Annotated in this window: 19 protein-coding genes and 2 pseudogenes; 5 read left to right on the top strand and 16 right to left on the bottom strand. The window is 59.6% G+C overall.

Going from position 1 to position 23,911, the window contains the following annotated elements; genetic code table 11:
* A partial coding sequence (locus tag MOV74_RS02590) for a VCBS domain-containing protein (RefSeq protein WP_246917518.1) occupies positions 1-1,984 on the bottom strand: 1,984 nt, incomplete at its 3' end.
* 3 nt (positions 1,985-1,987) lie between these two features.
* Complete coding sequence (locus MOV74_RS02585; RefSeq protein WP_246917515.1) at positions 1,988-2,155, bottom strand: hypothetical protein; 168 nt, start codon at positions 2,153-2,155, stop codon at positions 1,988-1,990.
* A 2,185-nt stretch (positions 2,156-4,340) separates the two neighbouring features.
* On the opposite strand from MOV74_RS02585, the gene MOV74_RS02575 reads away from it, so the two are divergent.
* Positions 4,341-4,565: a hypothetical protein gene (locus MOV74_RS02575; protein WP_246917512.1), complete on the top strand. Its 225-nt coding sequence runs from the start codon at positions 4,341-4,343 to the stop codon at positions 4,563-4,565.
* A 1,989-nt stretch (positions 4,566-6,554) separates the two neighbouring features.
* On the opposite strand, the gene MOV74_RS02570 is transcribed toward MOV74_RS02575, so the two are convergent.
* Positions 6,555-7,256, bottom strand: coding sequence for a hypothetical protein (locus MOV74_RS02570; protein WP_246917509.1), 702 nt, complete (start codon positions 7,254-7,256; stop codon positions 6,555-6,557).
* Between the two features lie 482 nt (positions 7,257-7,738).
* Here MOV74_RS02570 and MOV74_RS02565 point away from each other — a divergent pair, with 482 nt between their 5' ends.
* Positions 7,739-8,077 (top strand): H-NS family nucleoid-associated regulatory protein, encoded by a 339-nt coding sequence (locus tag MOV74_RS02565; protein ID WP_246917506.1) that lies wholly within the window; start codon positions 7,739-7,741, stop codon positions 8,075-8,077.
* Between the two features lie 935 nt (positions 8,078-9,012).
* Positions 9,013-9,249, top strand: a complete 237-nt coding sequence (locus tag MOV74_RS02560) for a hypothetical protein (protein WP_246917503.1) — start codon at positions 9,013-9,015, stop codon at positions 9,247-9,249.
* A 442-nt stretch (positions 9,250-9,691) separates the two neighbouring features.
* Here MOV74_RS02560 and MOV74_RS02555 read toward each other — a convergent pair.
* The 8 genes and pseudogenes from MOV74_RS02555 to MOV74_RS02525 form a co-directional block, all read right to left on the bottom strand.
* Positions 9,692-9,820 (bottom strand): annotated as a pseudogene (locus MOV74_RS02555) (carboxyl transferase domain-containing protein); the annotation flags it as partial.
* A 104-nt stretch (positions 9,821-9,924) separates the two neighbouring features.
* Positions 9,925-10,716, bottom strand: a complete 792-nt coding sequence (locus MOV74_RS02550) for a class II aldolase/adducin family protein (protein ID WP_246917500.1) — start codon at positions 10,714-10,716, stop codon at positions 9,925-9,927.
* 291 nt (positions 10,717-11,007) lie between these two features.
* Positions 11,008-11,136: a hypothetical protein gene (locus MOV74_RS40725; protein ID WP_258719485.1), complete on the bottom strand. Its 129-nt coding sequence runs from the start codon at positions 11,134-11,136 to the stop codon at positions 11,008-11,010.
* Positions 11,137-11,252: 116 nt separating this feature from the next.
* Positions 11,253-12,602, bottom strand: coding sequence for a fumarylacetoacetase (gene fahA, locus MOV74_RS02545; RefSeq protein WP_246917497.1), 1,350 nt, complete (start codon positions 12,600-12,602; stop codon positions 11,253-11,255).
* Positions 12,599-14,294: pseudogene (gene actP / locus MOV74_RS02540) on the bottom strand (cation/acetate symporter ActP). The gene fahA and the pseudogene actP overlap by 4 nt, the downstream one beginning before the upstream one ends.
* Positions 14,291-14,611, bottom strand: a complete 321-nt coding sequence (locus tag MOV74_RS02535; protein ID WP_246917494.1) for a DUF485 domain-containing protein — start codon at positions 14,609-14,611, stop codon at positions 14,291-14,293. The pseudogene actP and the gene MOV74_RS02535 overlap by 4 nt, the downstream one beginning before the upstream one ends.
* Positions 14,612-14,653: 42 nt before the next feature.
* Positions 14,654-15,946 carry a CaiB/BaiF CoA-transferase family protein gene (locus MOV74_RS02530; protein ID WP_246917491.1) on the bottom strand — a complete coding sequence of 431 codons (1,293 nt, stop codon included), beginning with the start codon at positions 15,944-15,946 and terminating at the stop codon, positions 14,654-14,656.
* An 11-nt stretch (positions 15,947-15,957) separates the two neighbouring features.
* The gene (locus MOV74_RS02525) at positions 15,958-16,734 is read right to left on the bottom strand and encodes an enoyl-CoA hydratase/isomerase family protein (RefSeq protein ID WP_246917488.1); all 777 of its coding nucleotides are present in this window, start codon (positions 16,732-16,734) and stop codon (positions 15,958-15,960) included.
* Positions 16,735-16,872: 138 nt separating this feature from the next.
* Here MOV74_RS02525 and MOV74_RS02520 point away from each other — a divergent pair, with 138 nt between their 5' ends.
* On the top strand, positions 16,873-17,544 hold the full coding sequence (locus tag MOV74_RS02520; protein ID WP_246917485.1) for a GntR family transcriptional regulator: 672 nt from the start codon (positions 16,873-16,875) through the stop codon (positions 17,542-17,544).
* Positions 17,545-17,589: 45 nt separating this feature from the next.
* Here the strand turns inward: MOV74_RS02520 and MOV74_RS02515 are convergent, their stop codons facing one another.
* Together MOV74_RS02515 and MOV74_RS02510 are read right to left on the bottom strand one after the other, a co-directional pair.
* Positions 17,590-19,152 (bottom strand): fatty acid--CoA ligase, encoded by a 1,563-nt coding sequence (locus MOV74_RS02515; protein WP_246917482.1) that lies wholly within the window; start codon positions 19,150-19,152, stop codon positions 17,590-17,592.
* A 163-nt stretch (positions 19,153-19,315) separates the two neighbouring features.
* Positions 19,316-20,263 carry a LysR family transcriptional regulator gene (locus MOV74_RS02510; protein WP_246917479.1) on the bottom strand — a complete coding sequence of 316 codons (948 nt, stop codon included), beginning with the start codon at positions 20,261-20,263 and terminating at the stop codon, positions 19,316-19,318.
* A 197-nt stretch (positions 20,264-20,460) separates the two neighbouring features.
* On the opposite strand from MOV74_RS02510, the gene MOV74_RS02505 reads away from it, so the two are divergent.
* On the top strand, positions 20,461-20,919 hold the full coding sequence (locus MOV74_RS02505) for a MaoC family dehydratase (protein ID WP_246917476.1): 459 nt from the start codon (positions 20,461-20,463) through the stop codon (positions 20,917-20,919).
* Between the two features lie 39 nt (positions 20,920-20,958).
* On the opposite strand, the gene MOV74_RS02500 is transcribed toward MOV74_RS02505, so the two are convergent.
* From MOV74_RS02500 to MOV74_RS02490, 3 genes are all read right to left on the bottom strand, one after another.
* Positions 20,959-21,750 (bottom strand): SDR family oxidoreductase, encoded by a 792-nt coding sequence (locus MOV74_RS02500; protein ID WP_246917474.1) that lies wholly within the window; start codon positions 21,748-21,750, stop codon positions 20,959-20,961.
* Between the two features lie 52 nt (positions 21,751-21,802).
* Positions 21,803-22,594 carry a crotonase/enoyl-CoA hydratase family protein gene (locus MOV74_RS02495; RefSeq protein ID WP_246917471.1) on the bottom strand — a complete coding sequence of 264 codons (792 nt, stop codon included), beginning with the start codon at positions 22,592-22,594 and terminating at the stop codon, positions 21,803-21,805.
* A 180-nt stretch (positions 22,595-22,774) separates the two neighbouring features.
* Complete coding sequence (locus MOV74_RS02490) at positions 22,775-23,875, bottom strand: NADH:flavin oxidoreductase (RefSeq protein WP_246917468.1); 1,101 nt, start codon at positions 23,873-23,875, stop codon at positions 22,775-22,777.
* Between the last annotated feature and the right edge of the window lie 36 nt (positions 23,876-23,911).

The raw sequence follows: 23,911 nt of genomic DNA, 5'->3' as shown, positions 1-23,911 counted from the left end.
CGTCGCTGTCGTTGCTCGCGACCGTCCCGGTGATGGTGGTGTCCTCGTTGCCCGAGTTGGTGTCGGCAACCGCAACCGGCGCGTCGTTGGTCCCGGTCAGCGTGAGCGTCAGCGTCGAGGTCGACGTCGCGCCGTGCTCGTCGGTGACCGTGTAGTTCGCCACCACGGCCGTCGTCGCGCCCTCCGCCAGGTGCTGGTAGGCCGCATTTCCGGCATCAAAGCTGTAGCTGCCGTCCGCGTTCAGCGTCAGGCCGGCAACCGGCGCATTCAGGCTGTAGCTCAGAGTCGCCCCGTCATCGACGTCGCTGTCGTTGCTCGCGACCGTCCCGGTGATGGTGGTGTCCTCGTTGCCCGAGTTGGTGTCGGCAACCGCAACCGGCGCGTCGTTGGTCCCGGTCAGCGTGAGCGTCACAGTTTGGGCGGCGGTCGATCCGTGACCATCATTGACCGTGACCACAAAGCGCTCGGTCACGCTCTGGCCCTCGGCGAGGTACTGCGCAGCCGTGTTGTTCAAATTGTAGTGCCACTGCACCGCGCCATTGGCGACATTGGCCGCCTCGCTCACCGGATCGAGCGAGAAGGTGCCCAGCGCGGTAGTGTTGCCTGGCGCGGCGACAAACGTTGCGGTATGCCCATCGCTCAGATCTACGTCGTTAAAACTGATGCTACCGGCGGCAGCCAGGGAGTCCGACAAACTTGGCGTCGACGGGGCGTCCTCCACCACCGCGCCGCTCTGGACACCCGAGGTGATCGACACGATGTCGTTGGTGCCCGTGATCGTGACCGTCACCGTCTGGGTGGCTGTTGAGCCGTGACCATCATTGATCGTCACCACGAAGCTCTCGGTGACGGTTTGGCCTGCAGCGAGGTACTGCGCAGCCGTGTTGTTCAAATTGTAGTGCCACTGCACCGCGCCATTGGCAGCATTGGCCGCCTCGCTCACCGGATCGAGCGAGAAAGTGCCCAGCGCGGTAGTGTTGCCTGGCGCGGCGACAAACGTTGCGGTATGCCCATCGCTCAGATCTACGTCGTTAAAGCTGATGCTACCGGCGGCAGCCAGGGAGTCCGACAGACTTGGCGTCGACGGGGCGTCCTCCACCACCGCGCCGCTCTGGACACCCGAGGTGATCGACACGATGTCGTTGGTACCCGTGACCGTGACCGTCACCGTCTGGGTGGCTGTTGAGCCGTGACCATCATTGATCGTCACCACGAAGCTCTCGGTGGCGGTTTGGCCTGCAGCGAGGTACTGCGCAGCCGCGTTGTTCAAATTGTAGTGCCACTGCACCGCGCCATTGGCAGCATTGGCCGCCTCGTTCACGGGGTCGAGCGAGAAAGTGCCGAGTGAAGTGGTGTTGGAAGAGGCCGCCGCGAACGAGGCCGAATGCGTGTCGCTGAGATCGGCGTCGTTGAAACTGATAGTGCCGGCCGCGCTCTGCGAATCCGAGAGATCCGGTGTGGCATTCGCGTCCTCTACCACCGAGCCGCTCTGCGGACTTGATGTGATGAAGACCGAATCGTTTGCGCCATTGTACTGGAGTGTCACGGTCGCCCAGCTGAGCGTGCCATTGCCCAGCTGGATAGCGTACGTGAATGTGTCAGTCAGCGTTTGCCCGGTCGCCAGCGCCTGAAGCTGAGCGTTGATGTCACCCTTGTCGTAATGAATCGTGCCGTCCGACTCGATCCAGATGCGGGCACCGAGCGCGCTGCGGTCACTGGTCCCGGCCATGCCGGCTGCGTCACTGCTGTACGCCACATCCTTCACCAGCAGATCAGCAGGTGCGTAGCTCTTGGTGGACGCGGAGGCGCTCGTGCCGTCGTCCAGCGAGAACAGCGTCTTGGCCGCGCCCCCAAGGTCATTTGCCAGCACGTTCAAGATGAGAATGTTGCTGGCGTCCTCCGTAAACGAGAAACTGTCCGTGTTGGCTTGCGGAGTATTGCCGAACGAAACCGTGCTGCCGCCGCCCGTTGTCTGCGTCGCCATAGCTTAAATCCTCTGGGTGATGCGCCGTCCGCATTCACGGACCGGCACAAATTGCACAATGGCGCGGGGATGATCGGCCGTTGCCTTGCCTATGCTGCTGAAGAAAAATGCCGAGCTGCCCAGCATGCCTGCCGTCCTGCTCAGCGCTTCGAAAATGTGCAAAGAGAACATGTGCCGCTCAAGCCAGTTTGGGGCTGGAGTCGCTCCGAGCTTGCGAGCGGATGTCGCGTGCACGGTCGCGCGCCTGGCAGCCGCCATGTTTGCAAACCGCAAACCTGGCTGGATCGAACGATCGCAAACTGACGGAGAAGAATTCGAAATTGCGCGAGCCCGGCCGAACATTGCTACAAAATGCGTGCACGTCATTCGCAACCCTCGTCTGCCAATGCAGAGCAGAGAGCGTCACCGCAAAATCACAATTCACGCAAATTGGTAGCGCTCGCTCGGACGGCGATAGGTCCGCCGCCAGCGACAAATCCCTGCCAAGTTACGCAAAAGAACTAGCGGTTCCCCCTGCCCACCGTGGCCGGTGCTTGACCTCCACGTTGGCAATTATTGATTCCTCAATATTCGCGGCTTCAGAAGCGACAACCGTGATCAAGAAGCGCCACGATCATTCCCTCCTGATTAAATCAAACCTATTTTAAATTGAAGCGTCAGTCCATTTTTTTATTTATTCTTCAAATTTAATAATTAATGCATCGAAATCAATAACAAGGAGGCTCTTGCGCCCCTCCTTGCGAGACGACACCGGAATTTTACGGCTTGTCTCCACGATGCACTCGGTCCGCGAGATGATCCTTGCTTCGTAAATCGGCAGTCGCACGGAGCCATTGGAGCCGAAACTCAGCACTGTCTGCGAGGACGAGGCATGAGAATGACAATCTCGCAATGCGTTGTTGGTCACCCTCGTCGGCTTGTCGCCCGGGCGCACATTCCGGAGCGTGAGACCATCGCGGACTCAAGCGAGCCGCGTAGCCAGACCGCTGACGCAATCCAATGGCTGGGTTATGGCTCGGTAGCCGGCGCATGTGTCCTGGAGTGCGGCGAGAAGAGGCCTCGGTTGGGATTTCTGACTAGCGATGCTCGCGCACGAAGCTTCGCATCTCGTGCTGCTGTCCCGCGCACGTTTCTCGTTCGCTTTACCGCGCAGCGGGGCCCGCCGAGCAAGCATTCGAAATGGATGTGAAGCTTAAACCGAAAGCAGTTCCCGGTCGGCTTATAAATGGAACCAAATTGACCGCCATTAAATGAGAAATTTGATTATTCTGTATAATCATGATGACTCCATCGCAAAATTAAAAAATATGTTTGGGGAAAACATGGGAGGTCGAAATGGAAGCTGCCCGCCGCTTTCGCGCAATGGCGTTGCTTTGTCGACAGACTGCCGCACTCCAACCTGAGAGAAGCTGGAAACTGCTTGCAGAGGCAGAGTACTGGGAGCATCTGGCGGCTGCGGCTTTAGCTCATTGAGCTTCGGTCCGGCGTTCTTTGTCTTTCGCTTTTCGTCGACTTCTTACTCCAAGTCATTTTCTGAGGCATGTGATGTCGAGTACGCGTCAGATTTTTTCTAGTGCTGTTCTGAGCGAACGGCACCAGGCACTTCTGGAGGAGCTTAGAGAGGTGGAGAAGCTTCGGAGTAAGCTCCGACATGTAGAAGCAAGAACAATCGGCAGAAGACGGCGTACCAAACCGAGCGGCAGAGCGAGAACCGTTTAGAGACCCGCCGGGTTCGAAGGTTGACCGCGTTGGCTCGCTGGGGCGATTCGATGCACGGATTGCCCGCGCATCCGGCCATGGCTTTGAGGGATTGCGTGCGATAGGCTCAGGGCAGCAACTGATCGATATCTCGCTGTTCGGATTACCATCGACGATTCTGGCAAGAGCGTCGGTACCCGGTTGGTGCAGGGCCGCCTTTCGGCTCTTAAGAGTTCAGTTTGATCCGGGCAGCACTTTCCCTTCAAACGTCACGCGCCCACTCAGGCGAGAGGTCGACGGACCAAATCACATTGGGCGAGATGCGCGAGATGGCCGTGCGCGCCGTGCTGGTCTACTGTCACTGCGGACACATACAGCACTAGAAGCCGATCGATAGCCTGACGCGGTGCGGATGTCCGATCTCGAGCCGCACTTCGTCTGTGTAGGTTGCGGAAGCCGCGGTGCCGACGTGCGGCCTGACTACGGTCGAAGGCAATTCTCGGCTTACGATCAATGGCTATCGAGACGCGCAATAGACGCGCCAAAGCTTCGGTCCTCCGTCACATATCGTGATTGAACCGATAACCAATTTAATTATTTAATTTCCGACTTAATAATATAACGTGGACGCGTGGCCTCGGAGAGCGCGGAGAGTGAGATGACAGAACGAGAAGATAACGATCGGCGGGAATTCCTGAAGGCCTGCGGTAAGTTTGCCGTCGTAACTCCTCCCACCATCACAGCGTTGCTATCGACGTCTCTCACCAGTACGGCCATCGCCCATTCCGGCGGCGGCTTGGTGCATGGCCATCGTGGCAACAATGGCTGGGGCAACGGCGGGCGTGACGGCAGCCCCAACGGCAAACCCGATAAGGATCGGTGACCTAAGGCGAGGCTTGGAGGGCTTTGCCAGTTGCTAGCTTTCCCGATGCGTTCCCCCAAGGGTGACCCCGATTGGCCCCAGCTCCTCCCCATTGCCCCCCGGGAGCTGGGGCCACTTTTGCGGGTCAGTAAGCCAAGAAATGAACAAGCCACCACTGTATTGATCTCGGCCCACACCAGGGAAACTCTGGTGCATTGCCATGCTTTCCCGGCGCGATTCACATCCGTGAAAGAAGCTAGAAGATGAATGCCCCCTCCCTGCCAGGTGCTGGGCACATCGGGAGCATGCTTCATTGACTGACGAAGTCCCATCACGGAGGCGGCCAGTTTGACCAAGGAGCAAGCTGAACAAGTGCTACGCTCGCTTACTTCTTCGCCTGCGGAGAAGCCGCCCCCCTGAAACCGACAGTGGCCCGCCAGCGTGAACCGGCGGACCACTGATGCGGCTTAATGGGGAGCTTCTCTTCTCGGTTTAGCAGCTCCAGTCGCCTTTCTAGCTCTTCTTTCTTCGCCACGAGCCCTCCGGCGAGAACGTCACTGACGACAGTGTGGAGCTGCCACAGTTCTTCGAGAGACATGCTCTCAAACGGTTTCCCTTTCCAAGAATTCTTCCCCGACTAGCAGAGGGCCGAAGCTTGGAGTTAGTAGACGAGGACGGCAACGAGACGTGGACTGCGCGGAAGGTGTTTTACAGGCGCTTCGTCGGCCGGTTTTCGGGAAACTGCGATCTCAACGGACAGCGGCTTAAATCCGCCGACGTTGTGGCCGGCGGGAGTTAGATCGAGATATTGGCTACCAGCAGGCACCGGGTCACGGGGGGCTTCTAGCAGCGAAGCTCCGCACCGACACAAAATGCGAGGGCCGCAGGCACCGCTCCGGAGCAGCTCCTGCGGCCAGTGCCGCGACTTTCCGCACGATCGGCGCGGCGCGGTGGTAGGTGGTACCACGGCGACTCACCAGTGTGAACCGACGGACCACTTGTCACTGCCTCAGCCGTTTCGGGGCGGCAGGAGCTGCTCCAGTCCATCCTCGATCACTCGGAGATCCTCAAGTAAAGCGTCTCGCGAGTGGGTCGGGCTCACGCCCGATGTGGACTGTAGCTGTTCAAGCAACTGGCGCCGAAGGTCTCGCATATTCTCCAGAGCTTGTCGGTTGTTCAAACGCACATAAGCCGAAACGATCGATCCAATGCTTGAACGGGTAGATCCAAACACAAATTTCTAAAACAGGTTGTATAGTAACTCATTCGAGATAAATCACAAGCGGCCGCCATGCCACCGGGCTGAGTGGATATTTCACTTAAACAGGCCGCAGCGACAACAGCGCTGCGGCCTTTCGCATTTCATCGGCCCAGCCTTCGGCGGTGCATCATCAGCCGCTGCCGGTCGCGCTTTCTATGGGGTCTGCGGCGGCGCTTCACTAGTCGCGCTCTGCTATTATGCGACGGAGTTCGGCCGTCGCCATCATCTGATCTAGGGCGAGAGCTGAGCGTGTTTCGCCGCAATGTCAGCCGCTTGCTTTGTCAGCGCCTCCCGGCCTCCGGCGCGACGTCGCTGCGCCATGTCGGGAACCAGCCAGGCCGGGGCGCCTCACGAACTAATCGGCGGCGAGACGTCTATTCAGGATCGCGCGTTAGCTCCGGCTTCCATTCGACGTTGCACTTCGGAACACCGCAACGAGTCGATTGCCTTCCCAAAGCTCAACGTCGTGCTCGTCATGCATTTGCTCGGCTCGGCGTCTCGCCGCCTGCTCGTCAATGCAGTCGAGCTTTGCAGCGCAGATCACCTGCCGGCTGCCGTCCACCACGAACACCTTGTACCGCATAGTGCAGTCCGATCCCAAAGGCGACCGTCATCGTACTCGAATGCTCGTCTAAGGCACTGCCAAACTAGGTGTGGCGCACGGAACCTTTGTTCGTGTTGCAGTCCGGCTATATCAGCTCGTGGAATCCACCGATCGCGCGGCGGCTGTACCTCGTATCTAAGCTACCTCAGTGGCGTAATCTCCACGCGTGCCGAAGCGTGCGGCTCGAGCTTAAGAGCGAGAGGCCACCAAGCGTCATCAGCAGCACACCGAACCAGGTCGTCCAGCTGCGCGCTTCGTCGCGCGCCTCTGCAGTGCGCGCCCCCAGCGGCATATCTTGAGGTGGGTCGGCGGGCGCGGCGGCGAGAAGCTGCCCAGCGTCGACTTGGCCCGGCACGGAGTGTTCGGGCGTGAGCTGGTTGGGAAGATCGACAATGGGGGCCGCCGACAGGGCGGGGCCCGTGCCGAGACTGGAATCGGCATCAGCTACCTTCATTTCGGGTACAGGCGGCTGAGATTGCTCGGGCGGTGCTGAGCGCAGCAACTCCGCGCGCGCATCGACGACCGCGCTCCGCCTCGTCCCGTTTTCGTCCGAACTGGCGCTGCGGTCTTTGGCCACGCGCGCCCGAATGGGCTTCTTCACCGTCGCGATGCCCTCGGCCAGGAACCAGCATTTGCGGCGACCGTCCGTCCGGTAGACCCAATGCTGTCCACCAGTGATCGAGGTACCCGGACGCGACACGCATTCGGCTTGCGGCGGAGGGGTTACCGTGGGTTGGGACCTAGCAGTATTGAAGAAATCGGCAAGAGGATCGGAAGACGCAGGCCCCGCCGAAAAACCTCCGACAAGGACCAAACTGGCGAAGTACAATCGCAAATGACCGGACATCGAGAACTCCCGGGTGCGCCCTTACCCCCGCTCGAGCCTTAGCGGCGACAACGGCTCCCATGGGGCTTAAATCGGGCAGCGCGATGAATTAATTGTAGTCTTGGCTACCTAATTAATATGCCGGTCCGGCACTCCAGGGGTGCAACACGGGGCAGCGCGATCGATTCATCGAGCCACCTGAATTGCGCCGGGCCTCACTCCCGCCCGCGATCCGCGGCGCCGTCGCCCGCCATCATTGCGCTCGTTCCCCAACACGAAAGCGCGCAACTGTCCGAGGGGGAGCTTGTGGATGTCACGATACCTGGATACCCCTCGCAGGAAATTAAACACTCCGCCACGATATTACCACTGTCGCGCCTTTCTCCCTGCTACCCTTGGCATTTAAATGTGGATTGCACGATCAATATTTAACTGACGGCTTGTCTGCTCCCGGATTCCCGACTTGTCTGCCTGGGCCTTCTGCCCAAGATTCGGATGAAGCCATGAACACCGCGCATTTCAATTCGCTCTCCGTTGACGAGCTCTGGATACTTCACCAAGAGGTCGCCGCCAAACTCACTCAGAAAATGTTGGTGCAAAAAGCACATTTGGAGGAAAGGCTCCACAGGATTGGACTGGCCAACGAGGCCACGCGGTTCAATCGTAAGCGCCGTCCATACCCGCCCGTTCGTCCCAAATATCGCAATCCGAAGAACCCGGCGGAGACATGGTCGGGGCGCGGCAGGCTGCCTCGATGGCTGCGGCCGCAGCTTCGAGGCGGCCGAGATTTGCACGATTTCCTGATCGATCAGGCCTCAGCCCAAAAGCGGCAGACAAATTGAGCGCCGATTGCGGCATTTTGGGATGGGAATGCTGGCTCCGGCTGCTACCCCTGGGGCTCTGAGCTTTTCACATCATCGCTCGAACGCGGATCATACCATGCTTGGAGGCATGGCATAGCGAGCGCGCTGGCGATCTGGCTGATGGTCTCGCTGAATCGCTCGGGGGGCCCGCGGCGCAGTGAAGACATCGACGAGAATCTCGAGCGCGCGACGGCCCGCGTCTAGTCGTGGCGCCCTCTGAAGTGCCGCCTAACCGCATTCCACGCTCGAAGGACTGGAAGGACGAGGACGACGAAAAGAAATCTGATTGCAACCGGCGTCATCCCGCGCCGCAGGAGTGGTGGGTTGTGATCGTCCGATCGACGGGCCGTCGTGTTGATCGTCACCGGAGATGGAGTTCCTGCTCGCCGAGTAGGTGCCGGTCTGCGCGAGGGCAGGACAACTACAACGAACAGAACGTTCACCAGTAGCCATATTCCCACAATGAGAAGGAATGTACGCACGAGAACGACCATCGTTTGATCTGAAATCTGCCGAGCCTGCTCCTGCCTCATACCCGGCACGCAGCCGGCAGCACTGCGTTCGCGGACGGAGCCGCTTCAGCACAGCCGGCACATTGGCATCCCCCGAGGCCATTGGGCCCCGAGCGCTTCGCGAGCGTCCGGGGTCACTCACAAGCCTAGTCCGGCGCAACAATCGCGTCTGTGCGCTTTCGAACATTCATGCCCTTTCAGGTATGGTAGTTTTATGCATCCGGCGAGAGCCGGACAGGTATGGCTCATCAGAGCGTGGCTAGATATCGCAGCATGATGAGCGGCGAATTTGGCGATCCGCATAGAACCAATATCCAGTTTCGGCAGTTGACTCCCGGGCGATCGGAACAAGCGAACTGATCCTTCGGGCCGAGGATAAGTTTAGAAGCTGAGCCGGCACACATGAAGGACCTCCGACGACGTTTGGAAAAGGTCCGCGCTGACGCCAGAGAGTTTGCGCTGATGAGTCAGCGGACGACGGACATGGAAAAGCGCGAGCTGTTTAAGCGCATGGCGGATGAGCTCGCCTTCGAGGCTCTCGAGCTTGAGCTAATCGTGAAAAAAAATGAGCCACCTGATCCGTGCGACCAGCACGAGGTCGTGGAGTTTAAGCCACCCTCTCAGCGCAAGCGCGGCTGACGCGGAAGCGCGTTAAGCCGGCTGGATCGTGCGTGCACAACTGATCTTTGCTTGTCTCCGCTGTCGGCCTGAAGCGATTGTAGCAGGTCGTGTACGACTGAAGCTTGTCCGCAAAGTGGGCACATTGATCGCAAGACGAAGAAGAGACCATCGAGGACACGACGGTCATTGGCGGCACAGGCCGCGCTTGAAGCGCGCAGACACACGTTGAGCGAAAGATCGGGATCGGGCTTCGGCCATTCATTGATGCGGCGCGCCGCTTCGAGGCGGAGACAATTATGCTGGCGCGCAGCGAATCCCATCAAGGGGTATTCACTGTAGCTCAGAACGACCGTAGGAACGGGCTGCGGCGTCGGTGCCGAAAGCAGCACAAAACCTAGCAAAGGCGCGCCGCGCTCGGTCCCAACTGCGCTTGCTGAGCGGCAGCACGCCGAACGCGCCGCTCGTACTCGCGGCCGACCATGAAACCGGTAATGTTCTGCAGGAACAGCAGCGGCGTACGATTCGTGTCGCAGAGCTGAATGAAATGGGCGCCCTTCAATGCGCTATCGCTGAACAAGACACTCCCAGATGTAGCCGCTGCCGCCATGGATCTGCACCGCCTTGATCAGGTGGAACGCTTGGTCCGGCCACCATTCCTCACGGTCCATTCAGCGAACCGCGCCGGTGCCGCTCTTAGTCCCTGTAACGCGAACCCTTTGCGTCCAATGCGCGCCGATAGGCTTCGAACGAATCTTGTCCAAAGGCGGTCTTTTCGTCGAAGCCCTTCGCAACCTCGCTCTGCATCTGTCGCGTCGTACGGCGCAAAATCTCTTCCGGCACCGGCCGCCAGCCCTTCCCGAACGTTGCCGCCGCGAGCTGCGCCTCGCACGCCCGTTGCAGGATCGTCATGCGGAACAGCGCCTCCGCGGCAGTCCTCCCGCAGGTCAGAAGCCCGTGATGTCTCAGGATCATGTAGTTCTTGTTGCCGAGCGATCTGACGAGGCGTTCGCGCTCGCCGAGATCCGTCGAAATGCCCTCGAAATCGTGATACGCGATTTGCTCGTAAAGCATCGCGCCGTAGAAGCTGTGATGCGAGAGCCCCTCATCCGTGCAAGCAACGGCCACACCGGCCGTCGTGTGCGTGTGGGCGATAAAATGGGCGTCATCGCGCGCGGCATGAACCGAAGAGTGGATCGTGAACCCCGGCGCATTGACACGACCCGGAACGTCCACAACCTTATTCCCATCAAGATCGATCTTGATGAGATTGGAAGCCGTGACTTCGTTGTACGCCAGCCCGAACGAATTGATCAGAAAGTGCTTCTCGGGACCCGGGACGCGAGCCGTGATGTGATTGTAGATGTGTTCGCACCAGCCTAGATCAAAAAACACATGATACAGCGCACCGAGGTCCTCACGGACCAGCCGCTCGTCGGCGGCCCGAGCGTTCTGGCTGACTTTTCCAAGGGAAGTTTGGGCGTTCATGCGATACCTCCGAACAAGATTATTGCTGGCCGGCACCTCAGATGAGCAGATCCGGCTGTTCTTTTACGATCGAATACAGGGTCTGGAATTGGAAACCACCCTGCAGGCGGGAAGTTCGTTGACCTTACGGGACTATAATCGTCTCGCCGATCCATTCCTGTTGGTCGGAATAAACCAGGCAAGCATAGGCTGTGCTTCGGTAGCGCCTCGCGGGCCGCAATTTATCCTCCTACACTCGCTCGCCGAGTTTTGCGTGAGCCCTGCGGCGATATCGACCGCATCATGAGGGGCTCAGAAGACAAACGCAGCCAAGCGGCCCACCACGGCGACCGATAAGGCTACGAGAACGACGAGAAGTTGCCCAAACTGGACCTCTTCCATGTCGATGTCCGGCATCGTGATCATGGCGTATGTGATCATGTGGCAATTTTCCATGGCAGTTCCTCTCCTAGCTATTGTTCTGCCGTCTTCCGGGCAGTACCAACCCGCTCGGAGCGGATCGCTCGAGGGGCGACTCTTCGCTTAACACGCGCGGATCAGGCCGCCCTGCTTTCAAGCTCCGTCTGATGAGATGCCGCAATCGTTCCGACGCACACTCCGAAGCCGATGGATGCAAAACCCTCACGAGTGCAGCGCCCCTCAAATCGGATCTCGTCACCGTCGTGTAGAAAGCCGCGACGCTCTCCGTTGGGAAGCGTAATGGGGCGGGTTCCGGCAGAAGTGAATTCGAGCATGCTGCTCAATTCAGCGTCGGTAGGTCCGGAGATCGTGCCGGTGCCGATCAGGTCCCCCGGTAGAAGGTTGCATCCATTGATCGTGTGGTGCGCAACCATCTGCGCCGGTGTCCAATATAGATATCTGGCGTTCGAGCTGAGAATTTCGACCGGAACGTCCCTTGCGGCCCGCATCTTTTCGGTCGTAAGAAAAACCTTCAGGCTTATGTCCAGCCCGCCACTTTTCTGATCATCGTCGTCGAGCAGATATTTCAACGGCTGGGGGTCCCCGTGAGGACGAACCATCGCCGGAATGCGGAACGGCGCCAATGCGTCCGCGGTGACAACCCACGGCGAGACCGACGTTGCGAAACTTTTGCTGAGGAATGGGCCGAGTGGGTACATCTCCCAGCGCTGGACGTCCCTCGCCGACCAATCGTTGAGAAGTGAATAGCCGACAATCTGTTCGCTTGCGCGCGCAACCGGGATCGGACTTCCGAGCTCGTTGCCGCCGCAGAGATAGAAACCCATCTCCAATTCGAAATCGAGCCGGTCGCACGGACCGAAGCCCGGAGTGCCTCCGTCGACCGACGGCGGCCGCTGTCCAATCGGTCGGCGAACAACACCCTGCCCGACTTGCACCGAAGACGCCCGTCCGTGATAGGCAATCGGCACCCATTTGTAGTTGGCGGGCAGCGGATTCTCAGGCGTGAGAAGTGCGCCCGCCGCCTTCGCGTGATGTATACCGGCATAAAAATCCGTGTAGTTCGGCACCGCGGTCGGACGATACATCGTGCAGGCGCCCATTGAGACCAGCAGGTCCGACGCCCGGCGGCGCGCAGCCTCACCGCTTGAACCCGCGTCAAGCGCGGCACTGATTGCCTTTCGTAAGGTGCGCAACGCGCGAGGTCCCAACGCAAATAGCGAGTTGAGCGAGGAGTCGGCGACGGTCCACTCGGGAATTTCTGCCGGGAGGAGACCGGCCCTGTGCGCCGCATGAAGATCGAGGATCTGGTCGCCGATCCCAATCCCCGCGGATCGTGTCCCGTCCTTGCCACGGCTGAAGACACCGAGCGGCAGGTTCTGGATGGGGAAGTCGCCGGAGGGATCGTTTGCGGACGACACAAAACTGCGGCGCGCCGGATCGTGGGTCTCGTCGATCGTGGCGCTCATCGTGCAACTCCCGCCAGCGCGTTGTTGCCTTCAGAGAGGCCGATGCCGATCTCCGATTGCACAAACTGAGCGTCAAACGCGCGCCGCTCCGCCGTGGCACGCGCCGTTCGGTCACTCAGCGAACCGAGCCAAATCACCAGAAATGCAAGGGGCATCGAGAAGAGCGCCGGATTGTCGTATGGAAACAACGGCGCCGCGAAATGGAACACCGCGACCCAGACCGTCTTGCTTAGCACCACGAACAGGAGAGAGCTGAACAGCCCGACCAGGCCGCCGGCAACCGCACCGCGCGTGGTGGGTACCGCGCCAAAAGATCGCCATCGCCAGCACTGGAAAATTGCAGCTTGCCGCGACCGAAAGCGCTAACCCCGCCATGAACGCGACATTCTGGTTCTCGAAAGTGATGGCAAGACCCACCGCGACGATGCCGGTCGCCACCGCGGCAATCTTCGCAACCATGACCTCACGTGCCTCCGGCGCGTTACCCTTCGCAATCACCTGCCCATAAATATCGTGGCTCACCGCGGAGGCGCCGGCGAGCGTCAATCCGGCTACCACGGCGAGAATGGTGGCAAACGCGACGGCCGAGATAAACCCAAGCAGGATTGGTCCGCCGAGAGCGCCCGCCAGGTGCACCGCCGCCATATTGGGACCGCCGATCAGATCGGTAATCTTGTTGAATTGACCGCCCGCGCCGACGTTGAAGAAACTCGCGTCCGGCATAAGGACCACCATCGCGGCAAAGCCGAACAGCGGGATGACCAGGCAGAAATAGGCCACGCAGGTCGTCGCGTAGAAAACCGACTTCCTTGCGCCTGCGGAATCGCTGACGGTGAAGAACCGCATCAGGATATGCGGCAATCCCGCGGTACCGAACACCAGCGCGAGTCCAAGCGAGATCGCGGAAACCGGCTCAGCGAACAGCCCACCGGGAGAGAGAACTGCGGCCCCCTTGGGGTGCACCCGGCTCGCCTCGGCAAATAGGCGTCCAAGACTGAAATCGAAGCGCCACAGCACCACCAGCGCCATCAAGGTGCCGCCGATCAGCAGCAGCAGCGCCTTGGTGATCTGAACCCAGGTGGTAGCCTGCATGCCGCCGACAGCGACATAGACGATCATCAGAAGTCCGACGCCAACGACTGCGAACAGATAGTTCACGCCGAACAGAAGCTGAATCACCTTGCCGGCGCCGATCATCTGCGCGATCAGGTAAAACAGCACGACCACGAGACTACCCGTGGCGGCGACCAAACGAACTGAGGTGCGATCAAGACGAAACGACGCTGCGTCGGCGAACGTGTAACTGCCGAGGTTACGCAATCGCTCCGACATCATGAACAGCACGATCGGCCAACCCGTCAAGAAGCCTAATGCATAGATGAGGCCATCAAAGCCGGTCGCATAGATCAGCGCCGAGATACCGAGGAAAGCTGCGGCCGAAAGAAAATCCCCCGCAATCGCCAGGCCGTTCTGGAGGGGTGTGATCTCATGTCCCGCGGTATAGAAGTCCGCCTTCGATTTGGTTCGACCAGCCGATCGATAGGTGATGAGGAGCGTGACGGCGACAATCAACAGGAACATGCCGATAGCAACCCAGTTCAGATCGCGGCCCGCTACGACAGCGGTGGCCTGCGCATGTGCCGAGAAGGACACCGTCGCGGCAATGGCGGCCAGCAGAATGCGCATGATCATCGGCCACACTCCCGGCGAACGAGCTGTGTCAGGCCGTCGAAGTACGTGTTGGAACGGCGCACATAGTAACCAGTCAGGGCAACGACCATGGCGATCATGCCAAGCGCGATCGACATGCCCAACGGAACGGCTCCGCCTGCCATGCTCTTCCCGAGCGCTGACGACGCCGCTGAGATCAGCCCGATGAAGCCGAAGAACATCAGCAACGTGACGATCGAGAGCCCCCACCGCAACCGTGCCCGTGCGGCGGTCAGCTCCCGAAAAGACGGATTAGACAGGATTTTTCGCGTTTGTTCCGAAGACAGCGACAACGACATGATCTCCCTCCCGCATTCCTTGATCAGTTGGTTTCGACCCAGCTAGGACGCCTGCTTCAGGACATCGTCACTATCGGGCGGCGCGGATTCTTCTATCGACGGAGAGGGTCGCGGCGGAATGTTCGTCAACAGCACGCCCGAATTGGTAAGGGCAGCAATCTCCTGATCGGAGTAGCCGTATTCCTTCATTACTTCGACGTTGTGTTCGCCGCGAAAGGCAGCTTCGCGCGCAGCGGCCAGTGGCGTCTTTGAGAAGTGCCAGGGCTTGCCGGGGATTCTGACAGCTTTGCCGCGGCGGTCCGTAACCTCTTCTATCGCGCCCCACCATTTGACCCAGTCCGAACCGGCGAAGTCCTTGACCGAGCGGACCACGCCGAACGCCAGCTTCACTTCGTCGAGCTGTGCATCGAGTTCGCCGGCCGTGGCAAAGGAAAGAATCCACTGCTGGATGATCTGGTAAAGGGCGTTGAGATTCTTCCGGCGCGCCGCCGGCGTGGCGAATCGGGGATCTGAAGCGAGGTCGGGGCGACGCATCGCCGCGATGTAATTCGGAAACGTCAGACTGCTGACGACGCTGGTCGCGATTGTGATGACGTCACCGTAGCTTGTCTTGAAGAACGGCGAGTCAGCAGGTCCCAGCGCCGCCGGTTCGGCGCCGAGATCCACGTCGGAGAGATCGGCGTGCACCCGCTCATTGACGGCAAGCATGGTGGCGGCCATCGCAATATCGACATATTGGCCTTCGCCTGTTTGGTCGCGGTGATGCAGTGCTGCCAGAATGCCGATGATCGCTTCGAGGCCCGTATAAATGTCAGCATGCGAATAGGCATCATGCCTCTTGACCGTGAGATCCTCGCCGAGATGGTCGATCATCCCGCCGACAAAGCCGGATTCGGCATGGACGGTCGGCGCGTAGGCGCTGCGGTGTGACAGCGCGCTCCCTTGGCCGTATCCGCTGATTGAGGCGTAAATCACTTTCGGGTTGCGCGCGGCGACGGATTCATAATCGAGGCCGAAGAATTTCAATGTGCCGGCGCGAAAATTCTCAACGATGATGTCGGCGCTGTCGCACATCTTGCGCACGACTTCTCTTCCTTCGGGGAAGTTAAGGTCGATGCTGATGTTCCGTTTCCCGACGTTCTGTTGGATATAGTAGTAGGACATGCTCGCGGTTTCGTCGCCAGGCAGTGCGTATCGAGAGATGTCTCCGCGCGGCGGCTCGATCTTGATCACGTCGGCGCCGAGGTCCGACAGTGCCCTGGTGCAGTGGGGACCAGCAAGGACACGCGAGAAGTCGACGACCTTGATTCCGGCAAGGGGTGTACGATTTGTCATGATAACGTCCCTCAGCGGCCCGAGAAAATGGCGTGACCAGGCCCGGACTCGCGGAAGGCCTTGAGGCCGACGACGAGATCGTTGCTCTGGAAGATTGGACGCTGCGCGTCAGACATTGCGCGGTCGGCTTTCACGACGGTCTCGTCCGTGTATTCCCGGATCAGCCGTTTGGTGGCGCCATGCGCCACTGTCGGCCCCATCGCAAGCTCGAGCGCGAGGATCCGCGTCGTTTCTTCAAGCTGGGCTTCGGGCACGACGCGATTGACGATATTCCAGCGCTCTAGCGTCGCCGCATCATAGCGACGTCCGAACAGAGCCATCTCCTTGGCGCGCGCCACACCGGCGCGCGATGCCACACGTTGTATGGCGCCCATCAGCGGATGCAGGCCCAGCGTCACCTCGACCATGCCGGCCTTCGAGGAGTCCGCGGCAACGATGATGTCGCAGGCCAGCGCCAGCTCGAATCCGCCACCGAGGGCCAATCCGTGCATGCTCGCGATGATCGGCACAGGAACCTGTTCGAGCGCATCCAGGCAGGCGCATACATCAATTTCGGGCAGCCGTTCGCCGCGGTTGTCGAATAGTTCTATTTCAGCACCGGCAGAGAAGTGTCGCAACCCGCTGCGAAGGATAATGGCGCGCGCGCCTTCCTTATGAGCCTTTTCGACTGCGTCCAGTAGCGCAGTCAGCAGCGGCTTTGCCACGAGATTGTATGGAGCGAAAGTCATCGTCAGGGTAACGAGATCGCCCTCCCGACTGACGGTAACCAACTCGTTTGGTGTGGCCATTGAATTCCTCCGGATTTTTTTGAGTCAGTCTTTGGGTTCGTTAATGGAACGGTATCTGAAAAACTCATACGGTCAACATAAAAAAGATATTATTCAATCTATCTTGTATTCTCGCGAATCCTTGTGAAAATGGGCGGGATGCCCCAGGACGCGACCAGCCTTACCGTTTCAGCCTATGTTCGACTTCGCTCGGACATCTTGGCCGGCCGCTTGCCGGCCGACGGAAAGCTGAAAATTCAAGATCTGGCTCAATATCTTGGGGTCAGCCCGAGCGTTGTACGGGAGGCTCTTTCGCGTCTCTCCGCCGAGGCACTGGTTATTGCGGAGCCCCAGCGGGGTTTCCGGGTGGCACCCATCAATGCCGCCGACGTTTCCGACCTAACCGCCGTCAGAATCGACATCGAACTGAAATGCATGCACCGCGCGATGAAACTCGGCGGCCTCAAATGGGAGGCTGCGATTGTCGCAGCCGATCATGAGCTCTCGCATACGCCCCATGACATTCGCGACCTTGGCGACGACTGGATGATCGCGCACGCGAAATTCCATGCTACCCTGGTGGCGGCCTGCGACAGCCCCTGGCTGCTGCGAATCCGCGAACAACTCTTCGTCCAGGGCGAACGCTATCGCCGCATCAATGTGCGAATGTCGCGCGCGGATCGTGATCTACGCGCCGAACATTCGGCACTGGCCCAAGCCATTCTTGGCCGGGATGTGAAACTCGCCACCGACCTGATGACGGAACATCTGCGCTTGACCGAGGTGCTGACGCTTCAGTCGCTCAAGTTGCAGGACGCAGTGGTCGCCTAGCAAAAACGTCTCCCGGTCCGATACATTCAATTCGGCCAGCCGCACTCAATTGACCATCCGCTCATATCCTTCCCAGTAGCGCTCTCGCAGCAGCCGCTTCAGGATTTTCCCGGATGGATTGCGGGGAAGCTCGCGCACGAATTCGATCGACTTCGGGATCTTGAACCCCGCCAGCCTTGCTCGCGCGAAATGCAGTATGCCCGTCGGGTCCGCAAAACGATCCGGCTTCAACACGATGAGGGCCTTGACCGCTTCACCCCACCGGTCGTCAGGCACGCCGATGACGGCGACGTCGGCGATATCCGCATGTCCATACAAGGCACTTTCGATCTCGGCGGGATAGACGTTCTCTCCGCCGGAAACGATCATATCTTTCAAACGATCATGAATGTACAAGTAGCCGTTTTCATCAAGGAATCCGGCATCGCCGGTATGCAGCCACCCGTCCCTGAGGGTCCTCGCGGTGTCGTCCGTCCGATTCCAATACCCCCGCATATTTTGTGATGATCGACACACGACCTCACCCACCTGTCTAGCCGGCAGCGATTTTCCCGAAGCGTCGATGATCTGCAACTCGACGCCTTCGATAGGGCGGCCACACGACCTCAAGAGTTCGCCATCGCCAACGGAGTGGTCCGCGTCTCCCAAAACGGTGATGACGCCAGCCGTCTCGGTTAGACCGTAGACCTGGAAGAACCCCGTATGCCTGAACACCCGGAGCGACTTCCTGAGGAGCTCGAGCGGGATCGGTGACGCCCCGTAAAGAATTTGCCTCAGCGAGGAGAGATCGCATGTCTCGACGTTACGTTCGGCCAGCATCGCCAATAACATTGCCGGAACGAGGAACGTGACCGTAACTCGATCGCGCTGTATCGTCTCAAGCGCCACCGATGGAACGAACTCGCGAAGCACGATCGTCTTGAGGCCGGCGACCAGACCGAACACGCCGGTACCCACCCCTGCGATTTGGAATAACGGCATTGCGAGCAACATGACGTCGTCGGACGACCACGCCTTCCAGTCGTCAAGCGCGTGTAGCGGGAAATTTGCGTGAGAAAGCTGCACGCCCTTCGGATAGCCGGTCGTGCCACTTGTGTAGAGTTGCAGGCAAACGTCATCGGGCTTGACTGGCAGTCTCGTCTCAGTCGGCGGGTGAGCATCGCGCCACTTCAGGTAACGAGAGTCCAGCACAATGATTTGGTAAACAGTGTCCAGCTGATCCTGGATTTCAGTGATGAGTTTCTCGAACGATTCCCCGACGAAGAGAATCTCGGTTTTGGCATCGTTGACAGCGAAAACGACCTCGGGAGGTGCCAGCCTTGCATTGATGGGAACCAGGACGGCGCGGGCCTTGGCTGCCCCGAGAAGCACTTGAAAAAAGATATCCGAATTCTTGTCGAGTATCGCAATTCGGCTGCCCGGTCGCACACCCCCAGCCACGAGGCCATTGGCGACCTGATTCGATAATTCGTCCAGGACCCGATAGCTCGTGTCGCGCCCCTCGAAGCTCACGGCGACGGCGTCGGGAGTGATCGCCGCGTAACGTCGCGGAATATCCGCGATCGTCTGGATCGGCGTTGACAGCAAGGCCCCTTCCGATTTGGACATCCATCCCTCCCGTTATGATTTTTGGGATGGAGGATGACCGGCACGGCGCCCGGCAAGTATCTAAATTCTGAACTACCGCTATTCAGCGCAGAATGGCCACGGCCTCTTCGCGCGTCTTACCGCGATATTTCCAGACGCGGCGAAGGCAGCATGTGAGACGGCCTCAGGCCTTGCGTTTGATCACTCTCGCATTTCGAGGGCTGCTCGCGAGCCATTCCCTGGAAGCGGCGAATTCTGCTTCCAGGAATCGCCTGACTTCACGAGTCAATTTTCTCAGGTCGCTCTCGCGCCGGCGCAGCAGCCATACGTTCATCGTAACTGTCTCTTGCGGCAAGACCTGAACCAGTCCCTCGGCTTGCGCGAATGGTACAGCAAGAAGCGCAAGCCCGAGACCGCAACCGGCGGCGGCGAAATGGTTAGCAACCGGGTTGACCCGAACAACGCTGCGGATGCCCGCCGCTTCCGAGAAATACTCCAACAAATGTCTCTGATTGGGCCGAACGTTGCGGAAGGAGACAAAATCGGCAGTATGGCCGATGATGTCGTGATCCCTCAGCTCTGACAATGACCGAGGCGCGGGGCGTCCGGCAAGGTACTGCTCGGAGGCAAAAATCCCCATCGGTACGTCCGCGACCCGCTTTCCAATGAGATCGTTCTCGCCGGGATCTCCCATCCTGATGACGTAGTCCAGATCGCTCGTTGCCAAGCTCTGCTGGTTCACCGTGGAGATGATTTCCAGGTAGATTCGACTATCGCGCCGTCGCAGCTCCGCAACCCGCGGGAGAAGCCAGTGCTTGGTCATGCCTTCGGTCGCCGATATCCTGACCACTGACGATCGTTGCCCGACGCGTGAACGCAGATCGCGATGAAACGACTCGAATGCGAGCATCATATCGCCGGCCGAGCGTTGCAGGTCCTCGCCTTCCCGCGTCAGCTTCACCCCGGACGAGGCGCGAAAGAACAGGGGAGCGGCCACGTAGCGCTCCAGCTCCTTCAGACGCCTGCTCAATGTCGGTTGGCTCATTCCCAGTTCGTGTGCGGCACGATTGACGCTTCCAGTTCTCGCAACCACGGAAAACAAGCGAAACAAATCCCAGCTTGCCTCGGTCATGCTCTCGTCCTTTGCGCAAGCGCTTTTGGTTCCTAATCGCCGAGTGCGAACGACGTCGCAGGACCCGGAAACACAAGCGAAAAAGCCATCAAAGCCTGGCCGCTATTCAATATTGCGTTCCCCGTTCAACAAAATCGACATGGCCTTCCTCGCAGTTTGGGGAAATATGCGAAACAGCTGAACCAACGGACACGGCGATGGCAAAAATCAAGCTCGAGGCGATCAGGGATTTCGTAGGCCAGAATCTCGGAACATCCGACTGGATCACCATCGACCAGCCCATGATTGACCAGTTCGCGGCCTGTACTGGAGACAGGCAGTGGATTCATGTGGACACGGAGCGCGCCAGCAACGAAAGTCCCGCAGGCGGCACCATTGCTCACGGCTTCCTGAGCCTGTCGTTGATCGCGCCCCTCGGCATGGACCTTGGGCTCGCTCCGGTCGACGCAGCTGCGGTCTTCAACTATGGCCTGGATAAGGTCAGGTTCCTGACACCAGTAAGATCGGGTAACCGCGTTCGCCTTCAGCTTTCCATGACCGGTGTCGAACCAAAGGACAACGGGCGTTTGTTGATCAAGGGCAACGCGGTACTTGAGATCGAGAATAGCCAAACGCCGGCTCTGGTTGCCCAGACGCTGACCCTGGTGGTCCCCTAGCCCTCCACCTGCCACCAGAAGGCGGCTATATAGCGACGGTCAGGAAGACGATAGCACCGAAGTCAGACCGCCATCCACGGCGAGAATCTGCCCGGTAATGTGCTTGCCGGCGTCGCTGGCGAAGAGAGCCGCGGCCCCTTTCAGATCGTCCTCGTCACCGATGCGGCGTAGCGGCGCACCGGCGGCGAGCTTCTCGACACCGACAGCTTCGATCGTGCCCTTCGTCATCCTCGATGGGAAAAATCCGGGCGCCAGAGCATTGGTCGTAATTCCGTAACGCCCCCAACTCCCCGCCAGCGCCCGCGTGAAATTGACCACCGCGCCCTTGCTCGTATTGTAGGCGACAGTCTGCATATCCCCGGAACTTCCGAACAGGCCCGCGATCGAAGCAAGGTTGATGATGCGGCCATATTTGTTGGGAATCATCGAGCCCTTCGCAATCTGTTGGCTGAGCAGGAACAGCGAGCGGATGTTCAAGTTCATCACCTTGTCCCACGCTTCGATCGGGTGATCTTCCGTCGGCGCGCCCCAAGTTGCGCCCGCGTTGTTCACCAGAATGTCCACCCGTCCGAGCTTCTTGATCGTTTCGTCGGCAAGGCGGTTGACGTCTTCGTCCCTGGAATTATCCGCTGCGATCCACTCCGCCTTGACGCCGAGCCCGGCAAGATGCGCCTGGGCCTTTTCCAGGTCTGGGGCCTTGCGAGAGGAGATCACGATCCGTGCTCCTAGCTCACCCAGCGCCTCGGCGATCTGCAAGCCAAGGCCACGGGAACCTCCCGTCACAAGGGCGTTTCTACCGGTGAGATCGAATGCCTTCTTGATGCTTCCCATGGTCAAATCCTCCGACTCGTGAGCGAAGTCGTACTGTACGGTCCGCCAGATTCTATTTCCCGAGGAACACTGCCGAGCGACGTTCCACGAAGGACTGGATGCCTTCTTTCATGTCTTCGCTGCTGAAGACGCGATCCTTGATCTTGGGAATGTAATCGATCGCGGCTCTCTCGCCGGCCTCGATGTATTTCAGCGCGGCCTCCTTCGTCACCTGAATGCCGATCGGCGCATTCTTGGCGATCAGATTCGCAATCTCCATCGCGCGCGCAATCTGCTGGCCGGGTGCAACGACTTCCTGAACGAAGCCGATCTTGTGAGCCCTGGCTGCGCCGAACTCGTCACATAGGAACAGGTGATACATCGCGTCTCCCCAGCCCGCCCGCGTCAAATACCGGAAATGGGCACCACCAAGAGGCGCGATCCCGCGCTTGGATTCCATCTGACAGAACCGGGCGTCGTTGGCGGCCACGACGATATCGCCAGCCAGCATCATTTCGATGCCAATCGTGAAGCAGATCCCCTGCACTGCAGTCACAATCGGCTTGCGGCACCGGCTCTTCAAGGCGAACGCATCGATGTTGCCGGGCTTTAGCTCGGTATTCTCGGCCTTGGGTCCGAAGAATTTCGGCATATCCAGCCCGGCCGTGAAATCCGGACCCTCGGCGCAGAGCACTCCGACCCAATAATCGTCGGTGCGATCGAGAAGCGTCATCGCATCCGACATCTGCGCCATCATCTGCGGGCTGAAGGAGTTCTTCTTCGCTACGTTGTCGATGATGATCTTGAACACATGCCCGTGCACCTCGGTGCGGATCTGGCCGACTTGGGTCTTGGTGTCGCTCATTGTTCGTCTCCGAAATTCTTCCAGGCGACTGCGCAATGACGCGCATGCCCCTCCCGTCGACCGGCATGCGCCGATCTTCTTTGGCAACCAGCTTGGACAGATCGCCGAAATACCGGCCACCAAATATTTGGATAACCTTTATTCAGTGGCGACGCACCCGGCCTCGCAACCCTTCATCGCTCAGCGCAGCGCAGCGAATGCAGTCCGTTCGAAGGACATCAATTCCTCCGTCCGGCCGTCGCGTATCTTCAGGAGCCATTGCGGATCCTGAAGCAGCGCCCGCCCCACCGCGACAAGATCGAACTCCTCGCGATCGAGGCGGCGGATCAGTTCGTCGAGGGACGCCGGACGGGAGCTCTCCCCGCCATATGCGGCGATGAACTCGCCGGTCAGGCCGACCGACCCGACCGAGATCGTCGGCACTCCCGTCACCTTTTTGGCCCATCCGGCGAAGTTCAAATCGGAGCCATCGAACTCCGGTTCCCAGAAGCGCCGTTGTGAGCAGTGCAGAATGTCGACCCCCGCGTCGACCAGAGGTTTGAGCCAGGCTTCCAACGCGCGAGGCGTATCGGCCAGCTTCACTTCGTAGTCCTGTTGCTTCCGCTGGCTGATGCGGAGCAATATCGGAAAGTCCGGTCCGACCGACTTGCGCACCGCGTGAACGATATCAGCGGCAAACCGGGCCCGGCCCGGCAGGTCCTTGCCTCCATAGGCATCCTCGCGGTGATTGGTGCCTTTCCAGAAGAATTGATCGATCAGATAGCCGTGCGCGCCATGCAATTCGACGGCGTCGAACCCCAGGCGCTTCGCGGCAAGCGCCGCATCGGCGAAAGCGCGGATGGCGTCTGCGATGTCCTCTTCGCTCATCGGCTCGCCGAATTTCTTCTCCGGCCGCGACAAACCAGACGGGCTGTCGTAGGCGCCCGGAGGAGACCAATCCTGGGCGCGGGTGCGAACGGCTCCGACGTGCCATAGCTGCGGTGCCATCATGCCACCCGCGGCATGCACCTCATCGACCACACGCCGCCACCCCGCCAGTTCCTTCTCTCCGTGAAAACGGGGAACATTCGGATCGTTCAGGGATGCCGGACGATCCACGCCCGTGCCCTCCGAGATAATGAGGCCGACCGCTCCTTCGGCACGCCGACGGTAATACCGCGCGACGTCTTCGGTTGGGATTCCGCCCGGAGAGAACGAGCGCGTCATCGGCGCCATCACGACCCGGTTCGGCAAGTTCAGCCCTTTCAGCTTGAAAGGCCGGAAGAGAACGTCGCTGGACATCCGTGCTCCATGGTTCAGTTGGTCGTTTTGCGGGCT

Source organism: Bradyrhizobium sp. SHOUNA76, assembly GCF_023006445.1.
GTDB lineage: Bacteria > Pseudomonadota > Alphaproteobacteria > Rhizobiales > Xanthobacteraceae > Bradyrhizobium.
This window is presented reverse-complemented; position numbering and strand designations above follow the sequence as displayed.